At 44.8% G+C, this 24,416-nt stretch carries 25 protein-coding genes and 2 pseudogenes; 1 reads left to right on the top strand and 26 read right to left on the bottom strand.

Annotated elements, in window-relative coordinates; translation table 11 throughout:
• Window positions 1–97: 97 nt before the first annotated feature.
• The 26 genes and pseudogenes from ACE5CV_RS17760 to mnmE all read right to left on the bottom strand — a co-directional run bounded on the left by ACE5CV_RS17760 (window position 98) and on the right by mnmE (window position 24,111).
• The gene (locus tag ACE5CV_RS17760) at window positions 98–1,216 is read right to left on the bottom strand and encodes a glycosyltransferase (RefSeq protein ID WP_374951537.1); all 1,119 of its coding nucleotides are present in this window, start codon (window positions 1,214–1,216) and stop codon (window positions 98–100) included.
• Window positions 1,213–2,238, bottom strand: a complete 1,026-nt coding sequence (locus ACE5CV_RS17755; RefSeq protein WP_374951536.1) for a glycosyltransferase family 4 protein — start codon at window positions 2,236–2,238, stop codon at window positions 1,213–1,215. Before ACE5CV_RS17755 ends, ACE5CV_RS17760 begins: the two co-directional genes overlap by 4 nt.
• Window positions 2,235–3,224 (bottom strand): glycosyltransferase, encoded by a 990-nt coding sequence (locus ACE5CV_RS17750; RefSeq protein WP_374951535.1) that lies wholly within the window; start codon window positions 3,222–3,224, stop codon window positions 2,235–2,237. Before ACE5CV_RS17750 ends, ACE5CV_RS17755 begins: the two co-directional genes overlap by 4 nt.
• Window position 3,225: 1 nt before the next feature.
• Complete coding sequence (locus tag ACE5CV_RS17745) at window positions 3,226–4,149, bottom strand: glycosyltransferase family 2 protein (RefSeq protein ID WP_374951534.1); 924 nt, start codon at window positions 4,147–4,149, stop codon at window positions 3,226–3,228.
• Window positions 4,146–5,114: a hypothetical protein gene (locus ACE5CV_RS17740; RefSeq protein WP_374951533.1), complete on the bottom strand. Its 969-nt coding sequence runs from the start codon at window positions 5,112–5,114 to the stop codon at window positions 4,146–4,148. Before ACE5CV_RS17740 ends, ACE5CV_RS17745 begins: the two co-directional genes overlap by 4 nt.
• Window positions 5,074–5,952: a hypothetical protein gene (locus ACE5CV_RS17735; protein ID WP_374951532.1), complete on the bottom strand. Its 879-nt coding sequence runs from the start codon at window positions 5,950–5,952 to the stop codon at window positions 5,074–5,076. Before ACE5CV_RS17735 ends, ACE5CV_RS17740 begins: the two co-directional genes overlap by 41 nt.
• A gap of 9 nt (window positions 5,953–5,961) precedes the next feature.
• Window positions 5,962–6,966 carry a hypothetical protein gene (locus ACE5CV_RS17730; protein ID WP_374951531.1) on the bottom strand — a complete coding sequence of 335 codons (1,005 nt, stop codon included), beginning with the start codon at window positions 6,964–6,966 and terminating at the stop codon, window positions 5,962–5,964.
• The gene (locus tag ACE5CV_RS17725; RefSeq protein WP_374951530.1) at window positions 6,942–7,934 is read right to left on the bottom strand and encodes a glycosyltransferase family 2 protein; all 993 of its coding nucleotides are present in this window, start codon (window positions 7,932–7,934) and stop codon (window positions 6,942–6,944) included. The genes ACE5CV_RS17730 and ACE5CV_RS17725 overlap by 25 nt, the downstream gene beginning before the upstream one ends.
• Window positions 7,934–8,944 (bottom strand): glycosyltransferase family 10 domain-containing protein, encoded by a 1,011-nt coding sequence (locus ACE5CV_RS17720; RefSeq protein ID WP_374951529.1) that lies wholly within the window; start codon window positions 8,942–8,944, stop codon window positions 7,934–7,936. The genes ACE5CV_RS17725 and ACE5CV_RS17720 overlap by 1 nt, the downstream gene beginning before the upstream one ends.
• Entirely contained in the window at window positions 8,941–10,095 is a 1,155-nt protein-coding gene (locus tag ACE5CV_RS17715; RefSeq protein ID WP_374951528.1) for a DUF563 domain-containing protein, read from the bottom strand. The genes ACE5CV_RS17720 and ACE5CV_RS17715 overlap by 4 nt, the downstream gene beginning before the upstream one ends.
• Window positions 10,095–10,964: a hypothetical protein gene (locus ACE5CV_RS17710; RefSeq protein ID WP_374951527.1), complete on the bottom strand. Its 870-nt coding sequence runs from the start codon at window positions 10,962–10,964 to the stop codon at window positions 10,095–10,097. Before ACE5CV_RS17710 ends, ACE5CV_RS17715 begins: the two co-directional genes overlap by 1 nt.
• Window positions 10,957–11,979, bottom strand: coding sequence for a glycosyltransferase family 4 protein (locus tag ACE5CV_RS17705; RefSeq protein WP_374951526.1), 1,023 nt, complete (start codon window positions 11,977–11,979; stop codon window positions 10,957–10,959). The genes ACE5CV_RS17710 and ACE5CV_RS17705 overlap by 8 nt, the downstream gene beginning before the upstream one ends.
• A 23-nt stretch (window positions 11,980–12,002) precedes the next feature.
• Window positions 12,003–12,950, bottom strand: coding sequence for a glycosyltransferase family 2 protein (locus ACE5CV_RS17700; RefSeq protein ID WP_374951525.1), 948 nt, complete (start codon window positions 12,948–12,950; stop codon window positions 12,003–12,005).
• Window positions 12,940–14,097: a glycosyltransferase family 4 protein gene (locus tag ACE5CV_RS17695; RefSeq protein WP_374951524.1), complete on the bottom strand. Its 1,158-nt coding sequence runs from the start codon at window positions 14,095–14,097 to the stop codon at window positions 12,940–12,942. The genes ACE5CV_RS17700 and ACE5CV_RS17695 overlap by 11 nt, the downstream gene beginning before the upstream one ends.
• On the bottom strand, window positions 14,094–14,816 hold the full coding sequence (locus ACE5CV_RS17690) for a glycosyltransferase (protein ID WP_374951523.1): 723 nt from the start codon (window positions 14,814–14,816) through the stop codon (window positions 14,094–14,096). The genes ACE5CV_RS17695 and ACE5CV_RS17690 overlap by 4 nt, the downstream gene beginning before the upstream one ends.
• Window positions 14,817–14,828: 12 nt before the next feature.
• Window positions 14,829–15,713, bottom strand: a complete 885-nt coding sequence (locus ACE5CV_RS17685) for a glycosyltransferase family 2 protein (protein ID WP_374951522.1) — start codon at window positions 15,711–15,713, stop codon at window positions 14,829–14,831.
• On the bottom strand, window positions 15,713–16,369 hold the full coding sequence (locus ACE5CV_RS17680; protein ID WP_374951521.1) for an FkbM family methyltransferase: 657 nt from the start codon (window positions 16,367–16,369) through the stop codon (window positions 15,713–15,715). The genes ACE5CV_RS17685 and ACE5CV_RS17680 overlap by 1 nt, the downstream gene beginning before the upstream one ends.
• 52 nt (window positions 16,370–16,421) lie before the next feature.
• Entirely contained in the window at window positions 16,422–17,126 is a 705-nt protein-coding gene (locus tag ACE5CV_RS17675) for an FkbM family methyltransferase (RefSeq protein ID WP_374951520.1), read from the bottom strand.
• Window positions 17,127–17,129: 3 nt separating this feature from the next.
• Window positions 17,130–18,365 (bottom strand): ABC transporter ATP-binding protein, encoded by a 1,236-nt coding sequence (locus ACE5CV_RS17670; protein ID WP_374951519.1) that lies wholly within the window; start codon window positions 18,363–18,365, stop codon window positions 17,130–17,132.
• 280 nt (window positions 18,366–18,645) lie between these two features.
• Complete coding sequence (locus ACE5CV_RS17665; RefSeq protein ID WP_374951518.1) at window positions 18,646–19,779, bottom strand: acyltransferase family protein; 1,134 nt, start codon at window positions 19,777–19,779, stop codon at window positions 18,646–18,648.
• Window positions 19,780–20,426: 647 nt separating this feature from the next.
• Window positions 20,427–20,699: pseudogene (locus ACE5CV_RS17660) on the bottom strand (hypothetical protein); the annotation flags it as partial.
• Window positions 20,663–20,986, bottom strand: a complete 324-nt coding sequence (locus ACE5CV_RS17655) for a hypothetical protein (protein ID WP_374951517.1) — start codon at window positions 20,984–20,986, stop codon at window positions 20,663–20,665. The gene ACE5CV_RS17655 and the pseudogene ACE5CV_RS17660, both read right to left, overlap by 37 nt.
• Window positions 20,987–21,210: 224 nt before the next feature.
• The gene (locus ACE5CV_RS17650; protein WP_374951516.1) at window positions 21,211–21,489 is read right to left on the bottom strand and encodes a hypothetical protein; all 279 of its coding nucleotides are present in this window, start codon (window positions 21,487–21,489) and stop codon (window positions 21,211–21,213) included.
• Between the two features lie 105 nt (window positions 21,490–21,594).
• Complete coding sequence (locus ACE5CV_RS17645) at window positions 21,595–21,780, bottom strand: hypothetical protein (protein WP_374951515.1); 186 nt, start codon at window positions 21,778–21,780, stop codon at window positions 21,595–21,597.
• Entirely contained in the window at window positions 21,781–22,194 is a 414-nt protein-coding gene (locus tag ACE5CV_RS17640; protein WP_374951514.1) for a helix-turn-helix domain-containing protein, read from the bottom strand. It lies immediately after the preceding gene.
• A gap of 558 nt (window positions 22,195–22,752) precedes the next feature.
• Window positions 22,753–24,111 carry a tRNA uridine-5-carboxymethylaminomethyl(34) synthesis GTPase MnmE gene (mnmE, locus tag ACE5CV_RS17635; RefSeq protein ID WP_374951513.1) on the bottom strand — a complete coding sequence of 453 codons (1,359 nt, stop codon included), beginning with the start codon at window positions 24,109–24,111 and terminating at the stop codon, window positions 22,753–22,755.
• Window positions 24,112–24,168: 57 nt separating this feature from the next.
• Between mnmE and ACE5CV_RS17630 the strand changes: the two are divergent.
• Window positions 24,169–24,416: pseudogene (locus ACE5CV_RS17630) on the top strand (nucleoid-associated protein); the annotation flags it as partial.

The following is a 24,416-nucleotide window of genomic DNA, read 5'->3' as shown; positions in this document are numbered from 1 at the left end:
CAGTCAAATTGTTTAAAATAAGGAAGACTCATCCTGACCCGCTGCATATCTGCCGCATTGACGGGAGGAAAATACGGGGAAATGATCAAAACCCTTTTCATTTGACCGGTGTTATTTTTTGAAGGAAGTCACGAAAGGCTTCGGCGTGCCTTTTTCGGTCAAAAGCCATGGCATTTTTACGGGAAGAGTCTTTCAGGTTTTCCAGCCGGCTTTCGTCACACAAGGCGACTACGAGCGCGCGTGCAAAACTTTCGGGTCTATTATCCTGTACCACGATGCTTTCATCGATTAGTTCATACCCCCTTCTGCCCGCCAATGTGGTCAGGCAGGGTAAACCCAGACTGATCGCCTGGGCCAATTTGGTGGATGCGCCTCGGGCATACCAAAAGACTGGGTTAAGGTAAACCGACCAACTCATGATCTCCTGAGCCAGTCGCTCATCATCCAGTTGACCTTTGTATAATATGAAAGGATAACGGAGGGCCAGTTTTTCACCCTCCTGCTCAGGTCCGCCGACGACGCTAAGCGTGCCCTTAAAATGAAGTTTAAGAAGTTCGTCGGCCAGGAAGATCAGTCCAAATTTGTTTGGCAGGTGATCCAAGGTACCTACAAAACCTGCTACACAGGGCAGGGGGCTCAGGTCCATGAACTCGGGTTTAAGTAATCTGGGTAGGTATAGCTGCTGCTGTGATCCGATCCATTGGTTCACTGCCAGCTCCTGGGTGGTGAGTACAACGATCCCATCCAGCGCAGCGGTGAAAAAGCGATGTTCACTGACCAGTAACTTACCCAGTTTCCACTCCTGGTAGCGCTTCGCTCCACCCTGACGGGTAATTTCATTCAAATAGTCCGCGCTTTCGTTTCCATGTGATAGACCCACGAACTTCACTTTTAGGCCAATATAGCGCCGCAGTTCTTCGGCCCAGGGGGAAAGGTTGATCTGGTTAAAAAAAACGATGCTTACTTCGGCTGTCCGGATCGTTTCGACCAGGTCTTCCAGATAAGGTGCCAGTGAATAATGGTCATATGTATCCAGTCCAAGCCTGATCTTAATCCTATTAAAAATGCCGATAACAGGTTTGACCGGATATTCTTTCACGGACAAACCGGCCAAACGGATATAATCCAAGTATTCCCGTGTGCAGATTTGCACACCACCTGACCGGTCACGGTTAAGAAAGTTTTGATCGGAAATAAACAGGGCAGTTTCACTCATCGGCTCGTCAGTTGTTTATAAAGTTGTTCGTACCGGGCGGTGATCACCTGAGCACTGAAATTCAAAGCGGCTGACTTACGGCAACGATGACGATCAATATTACTCACAGCTGCTACAGCGTTGCACATTGCTTCAAAAGTATCGCATATAAAACCGTTTACACCATCTTCGACAATCTCCGGCACCGCACCTTTTCTAAACCCGATCACCGGCGTCCCGCAAGCAAGTGCTTCAGCCATGACAATGCCAAATGGCTCGTCCCAGGTAACAGGCATAAGAAATGCTTTCGCGCTTCCTAGCAATTTATTTTTTTGCGCATTATTGACCGGGCCTATATAACGGATTCTATTCTGATCAATGAATGGCTTAACGGCCACATCAAAATACTGCTGATGCGCCGGTTCGTCGGGTATGTTACCGGCAATGACCAGGCGATGGCCGGTTTCCAAGGCCAGCCTGATAGCGATATCTGTTCCTTTTTCCTGTTGTATCCGGCCTAAAAAGACCAATGGGGCATTTTCAGATAACTCAGGTGAAAAATCATAGGTATTCAAATCCACACCGTTATAAATGGTGGTCACCTCGCCAAACGGGCGGATCTGGTCCGCGATAAAATTGCTGCAGGCGGTAAAGTGTAAAGTACCGGAACGGGCCAGTCTAACCGCTTTTTTTATCTGGGATAGTGTTGGGGGTAATTGGTAGGAGACTACTTTATGGATACCGGAGAACATCAGCAGGGCAATATTACTCATTCGACCGAAGGTATGGACCAGATCAAATTTCCCAAGAATATTTCCGGAAGTTAACCAGTTGATCCTGACAAAGTCCATGTGATCATAGGGGTCATGTTCCCCGTAACCGATCAGCCGGCACCCGGGTTCGGAGTTTGGATGGGCAAATAAAGTCACGTCGTGATCCATGGCCTGAAGGCCCCGGATCAGCATAAATACAATACGTTCGATACCCCCATAATGTTCAGGAGGAACTGGTATGAGCGGGTTAACAATGATCGCTATTTTCACCTTTGCGCTCTAAGTATTTCGTTATATATATGTACATATGCTTCAGCACATTTTTCCAGCGTGAGGTTCTCCATTATATAGTCGCGTGGTTTAAATCCGGGAAGACCGGCTACAAAGAGGTTCAGTTTGAGTTCAAAATCAGACATTCCTGTAAAGGTGATGCCACAACGTTCATCCCAATAAGGAACAGAACTGACCGGACCATATTTCACCTGGTCAGGAAAATAGGCAGGATCCTGCCAGTACCCCCCCCTGTCCCATGCCAAAATAGGCGTATTTGTGGACAGGATCTGTTGATAAGCCAACCCCTGTGTCTCATGTTCGCAAAAGAACAGGGCACTTTTACATGTTTTTAACGCAGCAGCAAGTTCTTCCGGCTGATATTGTCCGTAGGTGATCACCTGATAGGAAAAACCTCTGCTGTCCAGCAGATCGCGGACAGGTTGGAGAAGATCCTGTTCGTAGCGGTCGTGTTGCCAGCGCACTTTATCATACAGGAGAAAATCTATAATTGTAGCTCCTTTGATATCCGGTGACCATTTGGCGGTATCTATGCCGACCGGCCAGGCCATTACTTTTTCCTGATAAAAGGGTTCAAACATGCGGCGCATCCATTCGCCGGGCACTAAAATCTTTTTTACCTGAGGGTAGCGGCTTAAAAGGTCCGGACAAGAAATGGGATGGGAAAATATGCCGGCGCCAAAAAGTATCGGATTTTTCCATGATCTGGTGTAAAGTAAAAAAGGCATTCCGATCAAACAGACTATCTCCTCAGGGTGTGCCCTGGCGTAGCGGTAATCGTTCAGCCGGTAGGGTACGCCAAGCAGATCCAGTCCTTTCATGAGATTAAGTACGATCATCCCTACACCTCCCGGCCTTTTTTTACCCCGGATCAGTCTGCGGATGAGATTTCGGGGGTACCTGTCATACTTTATCCAGCGGTCATTCTGCGGTTCATCGTAAAATATATTGATTGTTTTAATCATTTTAAAATTTCAATAAACGCCGGAACCGTAACATACGTTCGGTTTGGACAAATCCCAAAGCAGCGTATAAACGATGCAGGAATAAATTCTCCCGGGGAACAAATGCAGGATCAAGCTTGTACACCCAGTTATAGATCTCGCAGCCCTCTACGGGATGTGTTTTAGCAACCCAGTGTGCCAGGTGCCAAAGTATGTCACAGGCGGCCTTCTTGCGGCGTTGCGTGAGCTCCCCTAATACCTCCAGGCGACCAAAAGCGCTTTTATAGATCTTATAACGGGCCAGGTGATCTGCTGTCTCCTGCAAATTTGAAGGTTTTTGCAGACGTTCCCTGTCATGGATACGGTGTGCCAGGGTAGGCAGATTGATCTGGCTAACCGCGGGAAATTTCAGTGCTATCTCTATGATAAATTTGCGGTCATCCAAGGCGCCGAATTCTTGTCTGTGCGGAACGTCAACAATAAACTCTCGCCGGAAGAGATAGGCGCTGTAATGGGAAGCATCACCCTCCCCTAGCTGCCGCGCCAAAAAATCGTCACAATCCGCCCAACTGATCTCCTTAACGAGTTTTTCCCCTTCATACACCTGGTACCCGGCGCACACAACATCGGCTCCGGCCCGTTCTGCTTCTTCAAATAAACTGTCTGTGGAACCAGGCAGTAACCAGTCGTCTGAATCCAGAAAACGGATGTATTTCCCGGTAGCTTGGGCAAAGCCCTTATTTACGGCCCAGTCCTTGCCCGCATTCTGCTGACAGATGATCTGGATACCGGATTGCTCCGCTAACCATGCGCGGGTCCCGTCGGTGCTACCATCATCCACGATAATGATCTCTATTTCCAGCGACGACGCTCTGCAGCTTTGCAGGGCGATGGGCAAACTCCATAACCGGTTATAGGTCGGAATAATGATGCTTACGTCTATCAATCGATGACCCTTTCCGATTGGGTTATTCCCCTGATCCCGAAAAGAGCATGGTAGACGGGTCTGAATATTTTCTTCATACTGTTGCGTAAATTATAGGGCAGAACGACCTGAAAGTACATATGGATCCTAGCCAGAACACCGGTAGGATTTCGGTATGCCAATTGTGCAGCTTCCCGTATGTAAGGCATCAGCTGGTTATGATGTCCGAGAAAATGGACGATAGCCGGCTTGGCCAGCAAGAGCGGCCATTCCTTTACATAGTCAATATGTCCCGGAGTATTATATAATTCTGCTTTTCCCCGGAAAAGATCAGAACTGATCCCAGAACGAAAGTTCACGAATTCAGCCATTACACTGCCATCATCCGCAATCGCTTGCTGCCCGTTTAATTCCATGGACACGGCGAGAATCACTTCATCATTTGGCCTGTTGCGCAAACGGACAAAACCCGCTTGATCATAGATTTTTTCGATCCGTCTGGCGGCTTCGTAAACGCGGTCGCTTTCCGGTCCTTTTTCCACATAATATACACCACCGTTGAACTTAGGTAGTTTGCTGATCCCGAAATAGGCACAGATCTGACGAATATTACCGAACCACTCCCCTTCACTTATTACCCTACCGATAACCGAAACCCCGTGTCCACGGAACTGCTCGAATACAAAATCCAGGTTTCGGTAAATCAGGCAATCACTGTCAATAAAAAGTGTCTGCCCTTCCGTGATAAGTTTATCCAGTTGTAGTTTGGGAGAAAAACCTTTTCCCAGCTCTTCTTTATCGATAACCACCAGATCGATCCGCTCACGAATTTCTTCCGGGACAAATTCCGCTAGATCGGTAACCAGCCGGAACCGGATCCCGTTTTCAGAATGCCATAGCCAAAAAGACCTGATAAGATTTACAGCCAAGTCGACATATAGCCGTTTACCGGTCGCTAGGGTCAGTACCGTTCGTTTTTCTTTCATGCTGTTGGGTGGTGATCGCGATCGCAATAATGCGGAAACAAAGTTCATACACTTCATTGTTCCGGAGCTGACGAATGGCCAGACCAATGAATGCGCGAAATAATTTGAGGATCATATACAGCCGCCTGGGAAAGGACGGTTCTGGAAAAATAAGTAAATGTTTTTCCGTTTTTTTCTCCAGGGAACTGATCATATGCCAGTTACGCGGGGTACTCTCTAAATAACCTTCGTGGGCAATGGCGGTATGGTCCACCGGATCGATCAGAACAACCTGCCGGGAGAGACCGGCAAAATATGCGGTCAGAAAATTCTCAAACCCCACCTCTTCCGTTCCGTTCATTTTTTCAGCCTGTTCCATGGCCTTGAAACCCTCCAGGATAATAGCCGTGCGGTTTAACCCCGGATTAGTGGAATATCCATTGACGTTAAGATACAGGTTTTCATAAAGGGTTTCTTTCTTGAAATCTGCCGTAAGCGGCCCGTATTTGCTGTAGACGATCTCAGCCCAGTCCGGATGCTGTATTAATAAATTTTGATAATACGGCAAATTGATCCGAATGTAAAAAGCCCAGTCGTCTTCCAGCCAAAAGAAAAATGCAGAACTGATATGGACTAGCGTGTTTTTGATGCTGGTCACATAACCTTTTCGTTGATATCCGTAAATAACCAGGTCCGGGTTGATTATTTCCATGACTGAGTGATCGATAACACCGTCAACTGCCAAGATGACCTGGTCGAATTTAAAATCACAGGCTTTTTGAAAAGAAGCCCAAGTTTTGCGCAAAAGGTGTTCCCTGCCTTCGCAGGTAAAGATGACAAGACTAATTTCTGAATTCATTGATCAATATTAGCAGCGATTCCTGTTCAAACGGTAACGCAGTGAAAAAACTATTTTTTGTATCTTCCTCATGAATAAATAATACCTGTAGCTGGCTCGAGTTTGGTTGAACCAAGTAGCTGCCAACGGCAGGACGTGACCATCTATCAATTGTTCCCAGTCGCGTCGATAAATATCGATGTTATACTCCGTGGATCTTTCTGCTGATCTGTCCTGATACCTGTGAAACAGTTCGAGATCATCCCGCAAGCGCAGCAAAGTGATCTTTAACGCAGCATAACTCTCGACGATGACCATGTCTAGCGTACCCTTTTTCTCCGCCTCATACGCTGACTCAGGCGTCCCGATGAATACCACATGTCCAAGCCACGCATTGATGAGTTTACTCGCGGGTTTATTCAGGTACGGATCCCCGTCAAAACTACGTGCAGCAAGCGCAGCATCTGCTTTACGGTAATCATTCCACTTTCCGACCGGTGGACAAACAAAGGTGAACCCTTCGGTTTTTAAAAAACGTGTCCAGTCAGCTGAACGGAACTCCTGACTCAGGTTAGTTCGATCCCCCATATAATAGATGCGTTTCAGGCCATCTCGGGATTGTCTACGCCGGAGGACGGACAAAGGAGGCCAGTGACGCTTAAAAAAACTTTGCCGGTAACGCCTGGAGGCTTCCAGGTTCTGAAATACATTGATCTGGCTAAAGGGATGCCAGGTACTGTCTGCGACCAGACATACCCAAAACTGATCATTCCCGGGTCTTTGTTCCATACTGACCGATCCACGAAAAAAAAACACAATCCCGTTCTCAGGCATTTGATCTGTTAAGCGGCAGGTGTAGCGATCTTTTAATTCCAGGTAGGTCCTCAAAGTCCATAACAGCCAGGTGTTCGCAGAGGACAAAGCGAGTTTAAGCTGACGATGCGCAGGAGCATTGATGCTCAAAGCCGGATCATAATCGTAAGGATAATGTTCAGGATCAATAAAAAAATTCAGGACAGGTATTTTTTCGTCCAATGGTATATATGTTGAAGTTGGAGTAATACTCTCCAGGGCAACAGTTGACGTGAAAGATTAAATAATTTATTTCCGAAATACGGAGGGTGTGCCAAACCACCATAGACTAACGCCAATTCAAAGGCTTTTCGGCTCAGGTCTGGGAACCGGGGATAATTCTGGTAACAAAGTTCAGTAAAATTTATGGACAATGCCTTTTTCACGCCCGATAAGTGATCAAACGGAGCTAAATGTTTAGCTTTTGAGATCCATGAATTTAATACGGCCGCACTGCGCTGATGACTCCCCCTGTTACTGAGGCGGTGAGATGAAGTGCTTTTTCGGTAATAATTTAATCCGTTTGCAGCATATCTAACACCGGCAGATGCGAGCAATATGCGGCAGAAAAATTCACCATCGTCGTCCGGATTCCGTTCTTCGGTCCATAGGCCGGCCTGGTCAATGACCGTCCTAGGGGTAAGCCAGGCATTGGGCTGGATCATGCCGCCATATTGCGCTCCCCCACCGCCGTAAAGCTTGATCAGGAAATCTACCGGGTCGTGGCTACCTGTCTTATACCAATCTTCCGTGGCCTCGACTCGCATCGGGTCTTCCTGATCCGTAAAATAGATGGTGGCACACAATCCAAGATAACCGGAGAATCCCTCCATAACAGCCAGCTGCGAAGCGATCTTATCCACTGAAAGAAAATCATCAGCATCTAGGAACTGAATATAATTACCGTTTGATGCAGCCAGACCGGTATTCCTGGCAACGCCAGCACCTGCATTTTGCTGCTGGATAAGTCGCAGTTTGGTATGTTGGAAACGCGCCGCTTTTTCATAGCTGTCGTCGGTCGAACCATCGTCGACGACGATGATCTCTAGGTTTTGCCAGGTCTGTGCTAACACAGAGCTGATACAGGCTTCAATATAAATGCTGCTATTAAAAACAGGAATAATTACCGATACCAAGGGACTCTGTTCCATTATCCGAATATCTCTTTCCAGCGATTTACAGCGCTGGTATGTTCAGGGACAGCGTTATGCGCAAACCAGGGTTGTGTTAGCATTTGCCGGTAAAGATCATCATTTTGGTCGATCTCCACTACCTTATCAACTAATTGCTGGTATTTAAGCCCTCTGAACTCCAATCGCATTTTAAAGTCCCGGCCGATCGTTTTCAGCTTTCTTTTTAAATGCTGAGGTACCGTGTGGAAAACGCCCGGCCGAAAATCCTCGAAATCCATTTGGGTGGCTTTTTCCAGTCCCCGGACCACGTAACCGTAGTTCGGGTCGAGCATATCGAACCCGTTGATAAAACTTTGCGGATTGAACAATTCGGTGATAAGAGGATCTCCGCAATAGATGGGAATACTCCATTCCAGCATGGCATCATAAAGTTTCTCTGTCTGGTATCCGGGATAAGAATTATTTTCAAAGGAGATCGTGAACTTGTAAGGCTTCAAAAATTGCTTTTTTCGCTCCCATATATCGCCCCGATAAACATCGTCAATCGAGGGCATATTGTTCATCGATCTTCCCGGCGCATCGACCTTTTTATATTTAGATAAAGCCTTAAAAAAGGCTTCGCGATAAGGCACCCGGTGACCATAAAGAAAATTGCAAAACTTGTTTTTTCCGGCGATGACGGCGTCGATATCCACTTTGGTCTTGATCAGGTCAGCCGGATCAAGATTGTGCCATTGTATTTTTTTGTATTTAGAATCTCTTATCTCATCTTCCCTTGGCATACCAAATGCCCATTCACATAAAGACATATCCGGCACAATATTCTCACAGTAATAACCGATCCTGACATAAGCGTCGCTTCGGGGAGGCAGGTCGTTTCCATATGGCCCGAAAATGATAAAGTCTGGGTCTTCACTTTCAATAAATTCATAATGGCCTTGCACGCAGGCCAGGATCTCTTTTACACCCAAGCCAAAAGACAATCCGTTTTGAAACTTTATTTTAACGGTCTTTTTTACCGTTTTCATTTGGTTATGTTAAATTGGTTGAAAAATGCATGCAGCTTCTGAACATCAAGCGTGATATCGGCAGCCGTCCCCTGCGCGTCAGACTTGCTGTTCGGGACAGACCCTTCGCCGACGAGGTAATAATAGGTGGCGCCGGTGTGATTACAGATGGTCCAGTAACATGGATTGATCCAGCGTGGTGAAAAAAACTCGATTACCTGCGCTTCAGGTTGACAAAAGACGACATTGCTGAATGCTGCACCATGAGAGCCGGCAATGACCCTGGCGTGATGGAAGATTGTGGCCTGCTCTGCGATAGTGTAATGGTCACAGTGTACCGTTTCGAAACCTTGTTCGTGCAGAAACGTCTCGATCTCCGCTTCATTAATAATTACCCGTTTTCCGGATCTTTTCAGGTAGATCCTGTCACCAAACGGGCTTATGGCAGGCTCTTGCGTAAAAAAGATTTCTTTTAAAAAACGGCATGCCTCAGCTGAAACTTCATCTAATGCGGAGGGTAACGAAGGAACGATCAGCCGGTCAGCGGTAATATGATAAGCAAAATGATCTGTTGAACGGGAAATCTTTTCCGGAGCAATCCCCAGTAAAGCTAACGATTCACGCTGAAAAGGAAGATCACGGTAATCCACGATATAGTGGTCTATATCCCGGTCCTCGAAACCGGCCTGCCGGAGCAGCCTGATCCGCGGGATAATATCGAACATCCAGTGATAATACATATCAGCTCCTGAAGCACTAATTATGGCAGAAGTACCCTTCAACCGGACGGGACGAATGAGGCGTAACTGTTTAAAAATACTGTGATATTTTTTTTCAAATTCACGTGATACCTCCCGGAGCAGATAGCCTGAAGCGGTGATCACCGCGCCCTGATTTCCCCAAACACGGTATTTATCTGCATCCAGCACAAAAGTGTTCAGCGCTGGTGCATGCAACAGCATCTTAAATTTCCAGTAGGGCGCCGGATCGTTTGTCAACGGCGGGACCCTGGAGATACCGGATTCATTAAATGTGTATATGGCCTTAATCCCCGTAGCTTTAGGTAGCGATATGGCGGCTCTGGGCACAAAAAAAAATTTCCGATAGGTAGCGGATTTTCTTAAAATAGCCAAGATCAGATCCCGGAAATTTGTTGACAGAATTTTCAGCATCAGGGCATGATCAAATAAAATACCCTTTTTATCTTTTGCAGGAAACGACTGCCTACATACTTTCTTTTGACCAGCGCAAAAAGTTTACCGGAACGGTCGTACTGATGTACGACAGCATAGAGGTCTCCCCTGCTATTGACCACGGCCCCCTGCGCATTGAGCTGGTAAGGCTGATAAGCACCTAGTGTCGCCACAACGGCTTCATCATTTTTGAACGTGCGCATTTCGGGTGGTCTTAAGGCATAGACATAACCATTGTGTACGCCCTGATCAAATGCCCAGGGCAGTACTTCGCGGTATTCAAGCTTGCGTTTCATATGGTTCAGGTAAGCAAGCACCGGCTGCATCCCACCTATTGTGAAGCCGGCACAGCTCACGACCTCATTTATAAAAGTGTCGGTGACAGATTGCCCGTTAGCCGCAACGGACCATTGATAATTCAGTTCAGAATACCGGAAAGTCTGAACGGGATCTTCCAGAAATACATGTATTTCATTTTCGTTCAACCCGGTAAACGGGTTACGTTGAAAAATGACATCTCTGACATCGGTCATCGCAACCCTTTGATATTCCGCTTGATGGGTAAGCAAAAATTCGCGGAACAGGATAAAACGATAATTGGAGATACTCGCTCCCGGTACGATAGCCTGAAAAGCGGTGGCATAATCTGTCATGTAGGGATGCCGGGTGTTATAGTCGACCAATAGGGCGCCCTGCCGTTTAATGGCGGCCCGGGTTGTTCTGGAAACCGTTTCGGAGACGAATATGACGATCTTTCCGTTAAATCCTGTAAGTTTCAGGGATTCAAAAAATGGTTCCAGAAAGGGATAGTCATAACCATGAATAATGGTTAGTATCAGATCAGTCATGATAACTGTTAAATAAATCAAAAGTTTTAAGGGCGATGACTTCCCAGTCAAGGTCACGTACCGCTTTTTCACGGGCTTTTTTGCCCATGGCAGATTTTTTTCCGGGTTCACGATATAAGGACAATACTAGATCGGTTAGGTCATCCGAATTTTTTGGGCGTGCGAACATAGCGGATGTTTCGTCTAGATAGGTGTGAACGGCCGGAAGGTTGGTGGTGACCACCGGCGTGCCGCATGCCATCGCTTCCAGTATCGCATTGTTGGCTGTACTATCTTCGAGTGGAATCAGGCAACAATCCGCTTTGCTGTAAAGCCCGCGCAAAGCCTCCGCGCTGACACCGGTATGCCAATTCACTTCCGGAAGCTTTGCAAGTTCCTGCATGCCTGTCTGTAAATACCCCGCTCGGTCTGCATATACTACATCGAAACGGATATCAGGTTGTAAAGAACGCAAATTATTTACCGTCCGACATAAGGCAACCGTATCCCGCAGATAGCGTCCCACAAAAAGTACGTTGAAGGGTCCAGAGGGTACTGCCGCGGTATCCGGCCGGTAAAACTTGGTATTGACACCATGAGGAATGCAAACTGCTTTTCCCGGCTGCAGTATATTAAAATAATCACGGTCATGTTCCGACAACGTAATCACCTTGCTCGCGTTGGCGTATCTGGCTGCAAATCCCGTGTGTCGTTCCCACCAGGAAACTGGCTGGTGGTTAGTCACAAACACAGGTAAGCGTTTTTTAAGGATTCTTCCTATCCCGAAATACGATTCGCCATAGGCATAATGGACCAGGTCATACTTATTTATCCCTGCTTTCCACAACAACCGCATTTCCGCTTCCAGGGACTGCGCGTTATAGAAACCAGGGCCGCCGGCAAGGGCCGCCGACTTTTCCATCATCCGGCCAATTCCCCGGGGATATCTTTTTTGAAAATTGCAGAAAACACTCTCCACCTTTATGCCAGCCGGAAAATGATCATATAAAGCATCATAACCGCTAATTGCCTGCATATGCGCGAACCTTTCTCTAAGTGCTAAGAGGCGGACCATAGCTGAAGAAGACGGGCAAAACGGGTATAACGATATTGCCAGGCGATGATTTTCCGGAATATGTATTTCTCTCTATTTTTAAATAGTTTTTTGAATTGCCGCGACAGCCGCATAGCTTGCCCGATGGTGATGCGCCCCTGGATATGATTCAATTGTTCGAAGAACCAAGGGCGGGCCAGTAAAAGCAGCGCTCGTTTATCCCATCCGAAATTAATAGTTATAAATTGGATGAACAAAAGAAGGGCTATTGCCTTCGGAAAAGCATGTTTTTTTCCGGAGCTAATATTAATTCCGCTAGCCCGCCAGTACACTTTTTCAGAGTGAATGGTAAAAATAGGTTTTTCGTCTGCAAACAATAACCAGGAAGCGTCGTCTGAACAATAAGCAGATGGGAAACTAACGAATCCACCATATTTGACAAAAACGTCTTTTCGGAATATGTATTCTACGGCTGCGCTCAATGAACGCGATTTCAGCCGGCCAATCAAAAATTCATAGGCACTTTCCAGTTCTGGATGGCTTTTTTTCACGCAGATGGTCTTTCCTTCTCCGTCAATCATATCGATATTGAAACGGTACAAATTATAAGCATGGCCCGTTTGTTCTAATGCTTCATAAAAGCGCTGAACACAGGCAGGAGACAACAGGTCATCATCAGAAAAGAGCCAGACCCAGGGCTCTATAGCCAAAGCAACACTTCTGTCCCAGTGCCCTGCCAGGTCGATACTGCCCAGATTATCGGGAAAACGATAATACTTAATCACGAGTTTTTCCTGATACTTATCGACCAGTAAACCTATATTTTCAGGGCTGCCATCATCGGCCACATAGACAAAAAAATTCTGATTGGTCTGTGCAGTTAGAGAGGCCAGGGCAGCATCCAGATAAGCAGTTTTGTACGCAGGAATAACAATAGCCAGTTTAGTACCCATAAAGCAATGCTAACAATTTTGGGGCAAGTATTCCGACATCATAGTTTCGAACCATTTTGGCAGCATTCCGGCCTGTTTCGGCAATTTGTCCGGGGCTTCGACAGTATTCTGCAATCCGTGCAGCCATCCCATCTACATCCCCATAAGGGAATACACCGCCGGTCTCCCTGCTGATAATCTCCGGTATGCCACCGGTACCCTGAAAACACAACACCGGTTTCGACATGGCCGCAGCCTCCAAACTCACCAGTGGAAACGGATCTTCTCTGGAAGTTAGCGCGAAAATATCAAATACCTGAAAATAGTTTTGCGAATGACGCTTCAATCCAGTGAAAATAATTTTTCCGTTCAGGCTCAAATGTTCGATCTCGTACGCATGTTGAGCGCGGATTTCTGCGGACTGGTCTCCGACCCATATGAAAGTGACCGGGATATCCGGTATTAGTTGATGAACAGCCGCAGCCAGCCGGATAAAAATATCTGTTCCTTTACGCCAGCCACCTTGTCCTACACCACCTACCACAAACCCGTTGCCTAGTTGTAATTCCTTTTTAATTTCAGATAAGGAAACATCCGGCACCGGCATGTGATCTACAGGTATAAACTCGTTGACCAACTGCAGCTTTTCAGGTGCTATATCGTAACTCTTCATAAGGTTTTTCCGGACACTTTCACTGGCTGCAATGTAATGATCTACCGAAAACTGGTTCTCTGGACTGAAAGCGTTAGGAAAATAAGCATGAAGTGAATAAGAAAGCTCGTGGATATGAGCGATCACCGGGCAATTGAATAGCCGCTTAAGCAGCGGTGCCAGGTCCATTGTGTCTGCTGTATTCAAATAGATCAGATCGAAGCTGCCGGCTTTTAAAGAAGCAGGAAACGGAACCGGGACGCCCTTTTTAAAAAGAACCCTGCTAAAAAAAGATAACAGACGCAATCCTGCCTTTTCCGGTAACATACCCGGCCTCCATCGGTGAACCGGCGCAAGGCGTTCGAATTCTTGTTCAAGAATTCCGCCGGACTTGAGCAATATTGTCATCTCCACCTCGCTATGCGCACGCAGCCAGCGTAAGAAATGCAGCATGACCATTGGTGCTCCCATCAGGGCAGCGTCATGAAGTACAAAAAGTACTTTTAATTTTTTCACCTGGACAATAGTTGTCTCAAAATAAATCTGCCTACCTGAGGATAATAAAAATACCTAAATAAAAAATCATCCCTGACGATTTTGAGCCATAGCCGGGAATTATCGGCGTTAGCAGACTTATTCTGACCGTCAAAATAGAACGTACCACCGGTAAAATCTTTCTGAATGACTCTTCCCTTTAAAATTGCCCGTAAAAGAAACCAGTAATCCATCGTAAAATGATTTTCTGCAGGAAACACACCCACTTTTTCCTGCAACGTTCTGGTATAGGCATAAGAAACCGGATTCGCCGGAAAGACACATGGCCAGTAGTGCAGAATCTTCTGAAGGTCTGTCGAAGGCCTGTTCAGGGTCTTTTGTCCGGAATGATCGATCTCCAGATCAGCTACGACCATGTCGATTTCGGGGTTTGCCTGAAAACACTTATGGTAATTTTCCAAAGCGTCCGGCCTGAGTTCGTCGTCGGCATTCAGGTAAATAATAATATCACCGGTAGAGCGCTGAAAGGCGGAATTCATGGCCTCTGACTGTCCGCTATCCGGTCGGGATATCCAGTCGATCTGGGGATTAGCAGCCAAGATCGTTTTGGTATCGTCGGTAGAAAAGCCATCCTGTACGATATGTTCCCAGTTCCCGTAAGTTTGGGCGGTCACACTCGTGATCATTCTTTTTAAATATCTCCCAGAATTAAAGGAAGGGGTCAATATGGAAAACTTCATAGCTTCGGTCATTTAAAGCATGCGGACCAAAAGTTCGATGTCCTGGATCGTATAAATACCAAATGTTCCGGGATAGGCCATTCGTAACAAACGGGCATAATGGTGCCCTGCTTTGAAAAAGGTGAGGCTTTTGCGGATGGCACGGTAACCTATTCCTGGCTGACGCCTTACCTGATCGGCTAACAAGGCAAACAATTTGGCTTTATCAGGATTAAAGCGGCAATAAGTTTCCAGGATTTCTTTCCGCCGTTCCTCTCCGCCACCGGAAGATTTATGCCCTTCATGATAACGGTACATGGACAAACATTTATGGATGTATTTAAAATTGATCCCTTGTGCCCGGCAGCGCAGGAACCATTCCCAGTCAAAAGCAAAATGTAATGACTCATTTAAGGGCCCTATGCTTTCCCAAACCTGCCTGGTCCAGAAACTGGAGGGCTGGATTACGTAATCAAAATCCGCCAGATCTATCGTTTTAGATTCATTGGCAACATCACTGCCCCAGGCATCAAGCGGGCCGCCAGGCTGTTGGCGGAAATGCATGCATTCGCCAATAAATAGCTCATTACCATTCCGGGCGATCGTCGCGATGTTATGTAAAACACCCGGCATGAGCAGGTCATCGCTATTCAACCACATCATTATATCTCCGGTGGCTTTTTGAAAGCCGCTGTTGATCGCCGCGGCTTGGCCATGGTCCTTTTCGCTGATCCAATAGCTCAGCTCCTTTTCATATTTTTTAATGACGTCTATCGATCCATCTGTGCTCTCGCCATCCATAATAATGTATTCCAGCTCAGGATAGCGTTGACCTAACACGGAGAGGATGGTTTCTTCCAGCAGGTGCCCCTGATTAAAGGAGGGCGTAACAATAGATATCCTCGGCAAGTTATGCATCAGGCGTTAGCACTAACAGGATAAGGCAATAGTGATTGATGTATAAATATGGTGTTAACAAAAGTGTCCGCGTGGACATGATATCCTTTGCTGCGGATCTTATCGATCAACGCCTGGTCTTTCCTGAACTCACCGTAGGAAAACGTTTCGATACAAAGTACTTTTGGTGGATATAGATCAAACCCAGTTGATTCTATGATTTCCTCATCCAGTCCTTCCGTATCAACAAATAGCAGTACGGGCGGAATTCCGTGAAGCTCCGTTTCTACTACATCCGCATAGCTGCGCACCTCTATCTCTAATGAGGGCAAAGGTATTTGGTTCTGTTGATTGACGAGAGTATGATATTCGCGTGCGGAAAAAGTGTTATAAACAGAGTCCACGAAACGGTAATAAGTAAGTAGATCATTCTGGCTGCCAATACCGATATTAAGATTCAGATCATGCTGTCTGGCCGTACTTAATTTCAAAAAGTTTTCGGGATCAGGTTCTATATTCATACCAGTGATTCCCCTTTCGTAGAGCAGCGCTGTATTGTTTAACTTCCAGGGATCGTTTGCCCCGATATCCATATAATTGACATCGGTAAGGTTGAATATATAGAGCAGTGCCAGGATGATCTGATCTTCGCCGTACTGTGCATAGGACCTCGTCATGGTAGCCATGACTGGCGCCGGTGGATCTACGATAAGTCTTTTTAAGATTCGCTTAAACATTTGTTCTAAAAAATATGGCTTCTAACTGTAATAGCTTTCCGCTATGCGGGTCTTTATACCCAGGCTCGATCATATATAGATCAAACCCAAGTTGCTGGATCTTATGTAACATTTCATCGAAAAGTGGCTCCTCCCTGTACAATTGAACGATAGATAGTTCTACCTGAATGCCATAGATTAGCGAAAGAACACCGCTACTTCCATTCAGTACCCGATTTTCGTAACCCTGCGTATCGATCTTTAGTAAGACCCGCTTACCGAAGACAGGAAGTGTGTCCCAGATAGCATCCAGCCGTTTAACCTGAATGACCTGTGTTCCAATGAAGCCAATGCTATCATCATATAAAATTGTTTCCTGGTTAAGTCCCAGAATAGAACTGCTAAATGAATTTTCAGAAATATTAATGTTCACCCGCTCTTCGCGGTCACCGAGACCTATGTTATGTGCGGTCCAGTACGGATAACGACTTAGTTTTTGAGATAGTTCATCGAACTCCTTTTTCATGGGTTCAAAAGATATGATTCTGCAGGAATAACCTGACAACACGCTTGTCGCATACTGTCCTGTATTGGCGCCCACGTCCAGGATACAGTCTATTTTTTTATCCCTGAAAATTTCCAGACGGTGAGCCAGCAGGCTATCCTCAAAGCTGGCTTTGCTGCGCGGTTGAAACAAACGGGTCAAGGATGAAATCATTTATTACAATAGTTTTAATGGAAGCAACACTGAACCATAACCCCAGTACTGCGATAATCTTCTGTCATTCTCATCGAGTTTAACAATCTCGAATCCCAGACAATTTTCACACCGGTCGTAAAACTTGACGTTGGGTTCCGTAATATCTAGGCTTAGACTGTAATTACCCAGCGCAAGTTTAGAAACATCCAGGGCCAGCCGAAATTTATTGATGCCCGGCCGGATAGTTAACTGCTGATCGTAACTGAGCGCTCCTACTGAACCAAAACCAACCGGTACGGCCAAGTTCGAGCTGACCCGTACGTCGGCGGAAAGACGACGGGAAAGACGGCTTCTTATCTCCATATTAATGACGGCTTCTTCTGAGTTCAGCAGGCTAGCGTTATCGAAATAGGCTGTGGCTATAATCGCCTCGCGTTCTGTGTCTGCATTTTCGTACCGGGCGTTCGCATTCTGCGAAGTATAATGCTCTATTACTTTTCCGTTCTCTCCCATAGCGACCAGTTCGCCATTTTGCAGCAAAATACATTTTTTACACAGCTGCTGTATACTCCCCATATTGTGACTAACGAAAAGCACTGTCCTGCCCTCGCCTTTACTAATATCACCCATCTTGCCGAGACACTTTTTTTGAAACTCGGCATCTCCGACAGCAAGCACTTCATCAACAATAAGTATTTCGGACTCCAGGTGGGCGGCTACCGCGAAAGCCAGGCGCACATACATGCCTGAGGAGTATTTTTTTACAGGGGTATCGACGTATCTGGACACGCCCGAAAAACTGACGATTTCATCAAATCTTCGGCTGATCTCGGCTTTACGCATGCCCAGGATCGCGCCGTTCAAAAATATATTCTCCCGGCCGGTGAGTTCAGGATGGAATCCTGTACCTACTTCCAGCAAACTGGCTATCCGGCCCTTTGTTTTCACGGAGCCGGCGGTAGGAGAAGTAATCCGGCTCAATATCTTTAATAGCGTGCTCTTACCTGCACCATTCCTTCCAATCAGTCCGACTGCATCTCCTTGTTCTATCTCGAAATTGATATCCTTCAGGCTCAGTACCACATTCCCACCTTCCGCAGTCGTCCGGTCATTGAGTTCACCGATCTTCATGAAGGGGTCTTCATTGCCGCAAGCCTTCGCCCAAAAACGCTTCAGGTCATTCGAGAGTGTTCCCATACCGATCTCACCAAGCTGATACGCTTTGGACAAATTTTCTACCTTAATCACATTTGTCATGGTTGCGATACATTAATTATGATAAGTCTTTTTGCTGGCACTGTTGAATAGCTTCGCCCCGTGAGTCACAAATCGATTGGACCATTATTTGATTTTCACCAAAAAAAGTTTACTACAATACCGAAACGGATAGCTACGCTTACTATAGGTTTCGGCGCATTGTATGTAAACTTATACACAGTAAGCCAGCTAAAATAGCTAAACTTTGAAACTTAACGAAGGTTCCGTCCTGCCTAAATAGGGACTTAAACTCCTACCCATCTATTATACTGTTTCATAATTACTTATATCCAGACATATTTAGCCTAACGGGGCACCCGCTTATCTCTGAGCATCTTCCCAATCGAACCGGAGGCAATTCTATGAGCTTGTATAAAAGGTAGGCCACGACCAACGTTATCAAAAAAGCAGGAATGACGGATAATACACGTAAGCGATTTCCTGATTGCGCCCCGCATAAGTTGAGCAAAAGTTTAAGATAGGGCTGGTGGATTAGGTAAAAACTATAACTGCTGAGCCCGGTAACCATGAAGAGTTTTGACAATAGTTGATTTTCGCTAAACCATTTATCATGCAATAACGCGTCGAAAAAAATAAGGCAGGCCACTGTAGCCACAAAAAAAGCAAAGTAATTGGCGGTCCGAAAAAGTGAACTAACCAACAGGATAAAGCATGCCAATAAAAAAAACGGAAGCGCATATTTGGGCACCAGTATTTTCCCAGGAAGATAAATGACTTCCGCGTACCAGGCCCCGGCGGCCCAAATAAACCATAATCCCAGCGTGTTTTTGCTGTAAACATACAGCGTTCCAAAATTATTGAAATATACACCTAAAAAAGTCAGCATCGCAGAAAGCAATAATAACAGCAGGAAACAATTCCGGATCCCTGTCCACCTCCGGATGAGCAAAAACACCGGATAAATCAAATAAAGCTGCACTTCCGCTGCAAGGCTCCAGTAAGCGGGATTCACCGAATAAATATAGCGGTCACTTACATTATGCAGGGTCAGCAAATGTAATAAGATATCGGTGTAATTAAGCGATGTGGAATGTCGTTGGAAAATGTGGCCCGCCAAAATAAACACCACGAATGAAAACCAGTAAGGCGGAAAAATGCGCCAAAAACGTTTGCTAAAAAAGGTCTTTAAGTTAAACTTTTTGCCCTCCTTTAAATAGCCCAGGTGGATCAAAAAACCGCTAGTCAAAAAGAATAAAGGTACCCCTACCCAACCAAAGGCTATTGGAGAATAATTGATCAGGAATTCAGACCAACCGATTTTTTTCTCCCCCGTCGAAATTGAAAAAGCTGACTGCCCCAATTGACCAAACAGGATCAGATGGCAATGAAACAAAAAAATGAGAAGTATTGCAATGCCCCTTGCAAGATCGACTTTCTTTAGATGATGAACCAATGATATTTTTTTTAGCTGTAGTATATGCCTGCAGTTGATTTAAACAATTCGCTTTATAAAGCCTGTAATTTAGCAAACCTTTAATGAAGGCAATTATTTTTATAGCTAATATAACATTTAATATACACATGACGGCCAAGTTGATACCCATCAGGATCTCTCAATAAATTTCAGCTCATAGGCATACTGTTGCCTGGGAACACGTTGCAGTGGTCAAAGCTACCAATTTAGGATTGGAGTAAGTGAGATTGATGCTAAATCTCCTTTTTATCAATCTGATAAGTATTATTCTTTAGGAGTGAATTTGATGTTTCCAGTAACCGGGAAGGACTAACTGCAAGGCTGTGGCAACGTCGAACAAAATGGAAATTGTAAAATTAACCTTGTCCCGTTCCATCCGGCTTAGCTGAGAGCAGTCTGTTTTAATGCAAGCTCTTCGATGGTCAGAAATTGATATTCCCCTAATTTACAAAACCTAATTCATGATAAAGTTCGTAAGATGTAATAAATGGCAGGCCTTGATCCAAAACATTGGCCATTAACCAAGAGTTATGTTTAAGGCACCTGCCATTCAATAAGTATAATTAAAGTGGCCTACTCCCTGACATTGATCCTAAGCCACGGAATGTACTTAGGCCCACTTTAAATTATATCGTTATATGAAAATCTGTACTATCAGTGATCAACTCGTCTTTTTTTGGCGGTGTTACAAACAGCCTATTTTGTTTAATGCAGGCGTAAGCATGTTGAATCATCTTGTTTCTAATAGCATTCAGCACAAGCATCTTTGGCTTTTTTTCGATGTCCGTTTTTCTCAAGTAATAAGATTTTAATTCTTCATTACCAACAATGGCCTTTAAGGAACCCATATGCAATAAAGATTTCATACGCTTGTTTGCAAAGATTGAAACCCGAGCCTTTGGCCTATTTTGTCCTGATTCTGTTTTGAAAGGCGCAACACCTGCATAGCACGCAAATTTTTAGGTTCAGTTATCCACTTGAATTCGTTAGATGAAATTATCATTTGTAAGGCGGTTTGAGGACCTAAACCAGGAACAGAGGTTAACTGTTCGTAAATCAAATTTAGGTGTTCATCCTTAGCTAACGTATTTTTAATTGTTTTTTCAATCGCTTTAATGTCTTCGAGTACATTATTAAGGGATCTTCTGGAATATTGCGCTCTAGTATACTTCAATTTAGCTGACATAAAAATCTCCCGTCCTTAATGGGTGTTTTAAGCAACTTCTTAATGATAGAGAGTTGCTCCCGTAAGGCAGAAAGTTCCGTCAGCATTTCGATCACTGGCCGCTTGGGGGTCCACAAGGAAACTTCTGCTTGGTTTTTCTGGCGTAATGCGCAATCCTCAAGGCGTCGACTTTATCGCTTTTTTTTCTGACAAGGCCCATTGATCTTTTTATATGAATTGGGTTTTCATAACAAAATTAATCTTCGCCTTTCCGAATGCGTGAAGGAGCAAATTACAATAAATGCCTGTTGTTCCATACAATACAAGGTTTTAGCTCTGGTTAGTTCAGGTGTTGCCTTAATGGCAATTAACCATTCTAAAATAGCAGTTTGTGTATTTGGAATCGTTTGTTGGATGACTAATTTGCTTCCGGTTAGAATTGCGACGTCAAATTTGTTTTTAGATACATCTATCCCTATAAAATTCACAAAAGTACGTCGTGATTTTTTATCTAAAATTTCCACTCTTCCTAAATAGGGATTATAATCCCTTTTTAGGAAAGAAAAGTTTGTTTTTATTCGAAGATGGTTAAAGGCAAACAGAGACGCAATAAAGCGGGAATCGCTATTTTAGCCAGTAATATTAAACGATACAGAAAGGAATAACGTTACAAGAATTGGCGAAATAACCAAGTCCAAAAATTCATAACGCTGTGGTTTACCTGTTTTTGGATTTCTTAATGGGGGAGTATAATCAAGGAAAATTGGATGCCGCCCTTTCGTAACCGGCTTTTTACGGATATGTACTTTAGCCATTTAATGCTTAGGATTAAATATTCTGTTAAGATCTTCCTTGGCTACATAGGTATACCAACCTTCCTGAAACTTGAACAGGTTATTTCGTTTAATGATTTCGAACAGCGCTTTCTCAGAAATATCAAATTTCTTTTGCGCTTCGCCCGTATTATAGCATTTCGAAACCGGTGGAGGTTTGAGCTCCTTCAGTTGAACTACCGGAGGCAGCTCAAATAACTTATCGATATCCTTTCGGGCGACAAGTGTTTTTCTTTTTGAAAGGTTAATGGCATTAAGCTTTCCTAAATTGATGAGATTGTAGATCATCTTATCAGATGCGCGAAGCAGCTTTGCCGCGGTTTTAACATTAAGATAGTCCGCATTGACCTGCTCAGAAGCGTTGCCCTCAAGTACCTTTTTGACGACTTGATCCATCGACGCAATTTTCTGACCTCGTTCTTTTGCTTTATAAAAGCGTTTGTTGCATAGTTTACTGCAAAACCTGGTCACTGTTGTCTTTGCTTCAAACACATTACCGCATTGCTCGCATAACCTATTTACTGTAAAATTTGAACTCATGTTAAAATCATTCATTAAGCCCGCTTGCCAAAATTTGAGCAAAGCAATCCTACAGGAAAGTTCCCCCTATTTTAAAACACTAATAATCATATTATTATCCCATTTAGAGGAGATAACCGGGGCTTCAACTACAGATGTACTTTAAATTAAATCATCAGTTATTAAATCCCCAACTTTAAGGGAATTAAGCGTATATAAGGCGCAATAAGCGGAAATAAGGGTATATAAGCTACTTAGTTTCTCCCTAAAACTGTCCACTCAAAATTTTTCTGTTTTGAGTAACAAGATGGTAACAAATATAAGAAATACAATGCCAATTATCCAAGAATTTGGACAAGAGAAAAAGTCATAACTTACCAACAATGAGTTATTTAATTGTCGTTAGTTGTCGGTGCTTTGAATTGTTTGGAGGGGTCATTTTCCGATACAGAATTTACTAAAAATGTTCTCCAATAAATCGTCGGTGGTTACGGCGCCGGTTATTTCACCGAGGTAATGAAGGGCCTGTTTAATGTCCATTGACAGGAAATCGGAGGTTACGCTGTCTATTCCGCTTAACACGCGGATAAGCGCTTGCTCTGTTTTTTGTAATGCTTCCAGGTGGCGAATGTTGGTTACTAATGTTTCGTGCCCTGTAAGCTGGTCATGAATGGCCGTCCGGTAGATCTTTTGCTTTAATTCATCAATGTGCTGCTTTTCCCGGGCAGATATCACAATCGTATCATCCTGTGGCAGCGCTGCCAATTGTTCGGTGGTTAAAAGGTCGGCTTTATTAGCCACTATCTGCATCGTTACGCCTTCGCGTTTTAAACTCACAATGTCGCTGGCCAGCTCTTCGGGTGTGATTTGAGCAGCATCGAAAATGTAAAGCATAATAGCCGACTGGCTTATCTTCTCCATTGTTCGTTGCACACCAATCTGTTCTATGGCGTCTGTAGCTTCACGGATCCCCGCGGTATCGATAAGTCGGAAATTGATCCCGTTAACATTCAGTATCTCTTCAATTGTATCCCGCGTAGTACCGGGGATATGGCTAACAATAGCACGTTCTTCATTAAGCAACGCATTCAGCAAGGTTGATTTGCCTGCATTTGGCCGCCCGGCAATTACGGTATTTACACCGTTTTTTATGGCGTTGCCTAATTCAAAGGACTGGATAAGGCTGCTGATTACCTTTGCAATTTCATATATCAATTTTTTCAACTGATCACGATTAGCAAATTCCACATCCTCTTCCGCAAAATCCAGTTCCAGTTCTATTAATGAAGCAAACTGCACCAACTGATCCCGCAATTGCTGCAACTGGTTGCTAAAACCGCCGCGTAGTTGCTGCAGGGCAACTTGTTGCGACGCCCTGGAATTTGAGGCGATCAGATCGGCAACGGCTTCGGCTTGCGACAGGTCGAGTTGTCCGTTCAAAAATGCCCTTAAAGTAAACTCTCCCGGCTTGGCAGCACGGGCTCCGTTTTTAATAAATAGTTTTATGATCGATTCAATAATGTAATTTGACCCATGGCAAGAAATCTCTACAACGTTCTCGCGGGTGTATGAGCGCGGCGCTACAAATAAAGATGCTACTACTTCGTCCAGTACGAAATCGCCATCAACTATGCTACCATAATGCAAGGTATGTGATGCCTGCCTTGTTAAGTCTTTTCCTTTGAAAACGTTATTTGCTATCACAATTGCGTCGGGGCCTGACAGCCTGATCACGCCAATTGCACCTGAACCGTTGGGCGTGGCAAGTGCCACTATTGTTTCTTCATTACTCATTACTATCTGCAAAAGTCGGAATTTACTATGAACTAAAAGTTTTAATTTCGCCACCCTATGGTAACTTTTTTTGAAGCCGCGCTCGATAGAATTTCAGTCCATCACGTTGGTAACCAGTCGCAAGGCGAGATGTATGCCTTATCCAACCAACCGCTCGAACTTAAGGATGATGTAATTGCTCCCTTACTGATGCAATATTTTTTAAAGCCGTTTGAGAAAGCAAATGAAGTTTACCATTTGATGCATACTAGTAACGACCTTGCCCTAAACGAGGTACACAACTTTGCAACAAAGGCTTTTGAGGA

The sequence above is a fragment of the Mucilaginibacter sp. genome (assembly GCF_964263795.1).
In the GTDB taxonomy this organism is placed as follows: domain Bacteria; phylum Bacteroidota; class Bacteroidia; order Sphingobacteriales; family Sphingobacteriaceae; genus Mucilaginibacter.
This window is presented reverse-complemented; position numbering and strand designations above follow the sequence as displayed.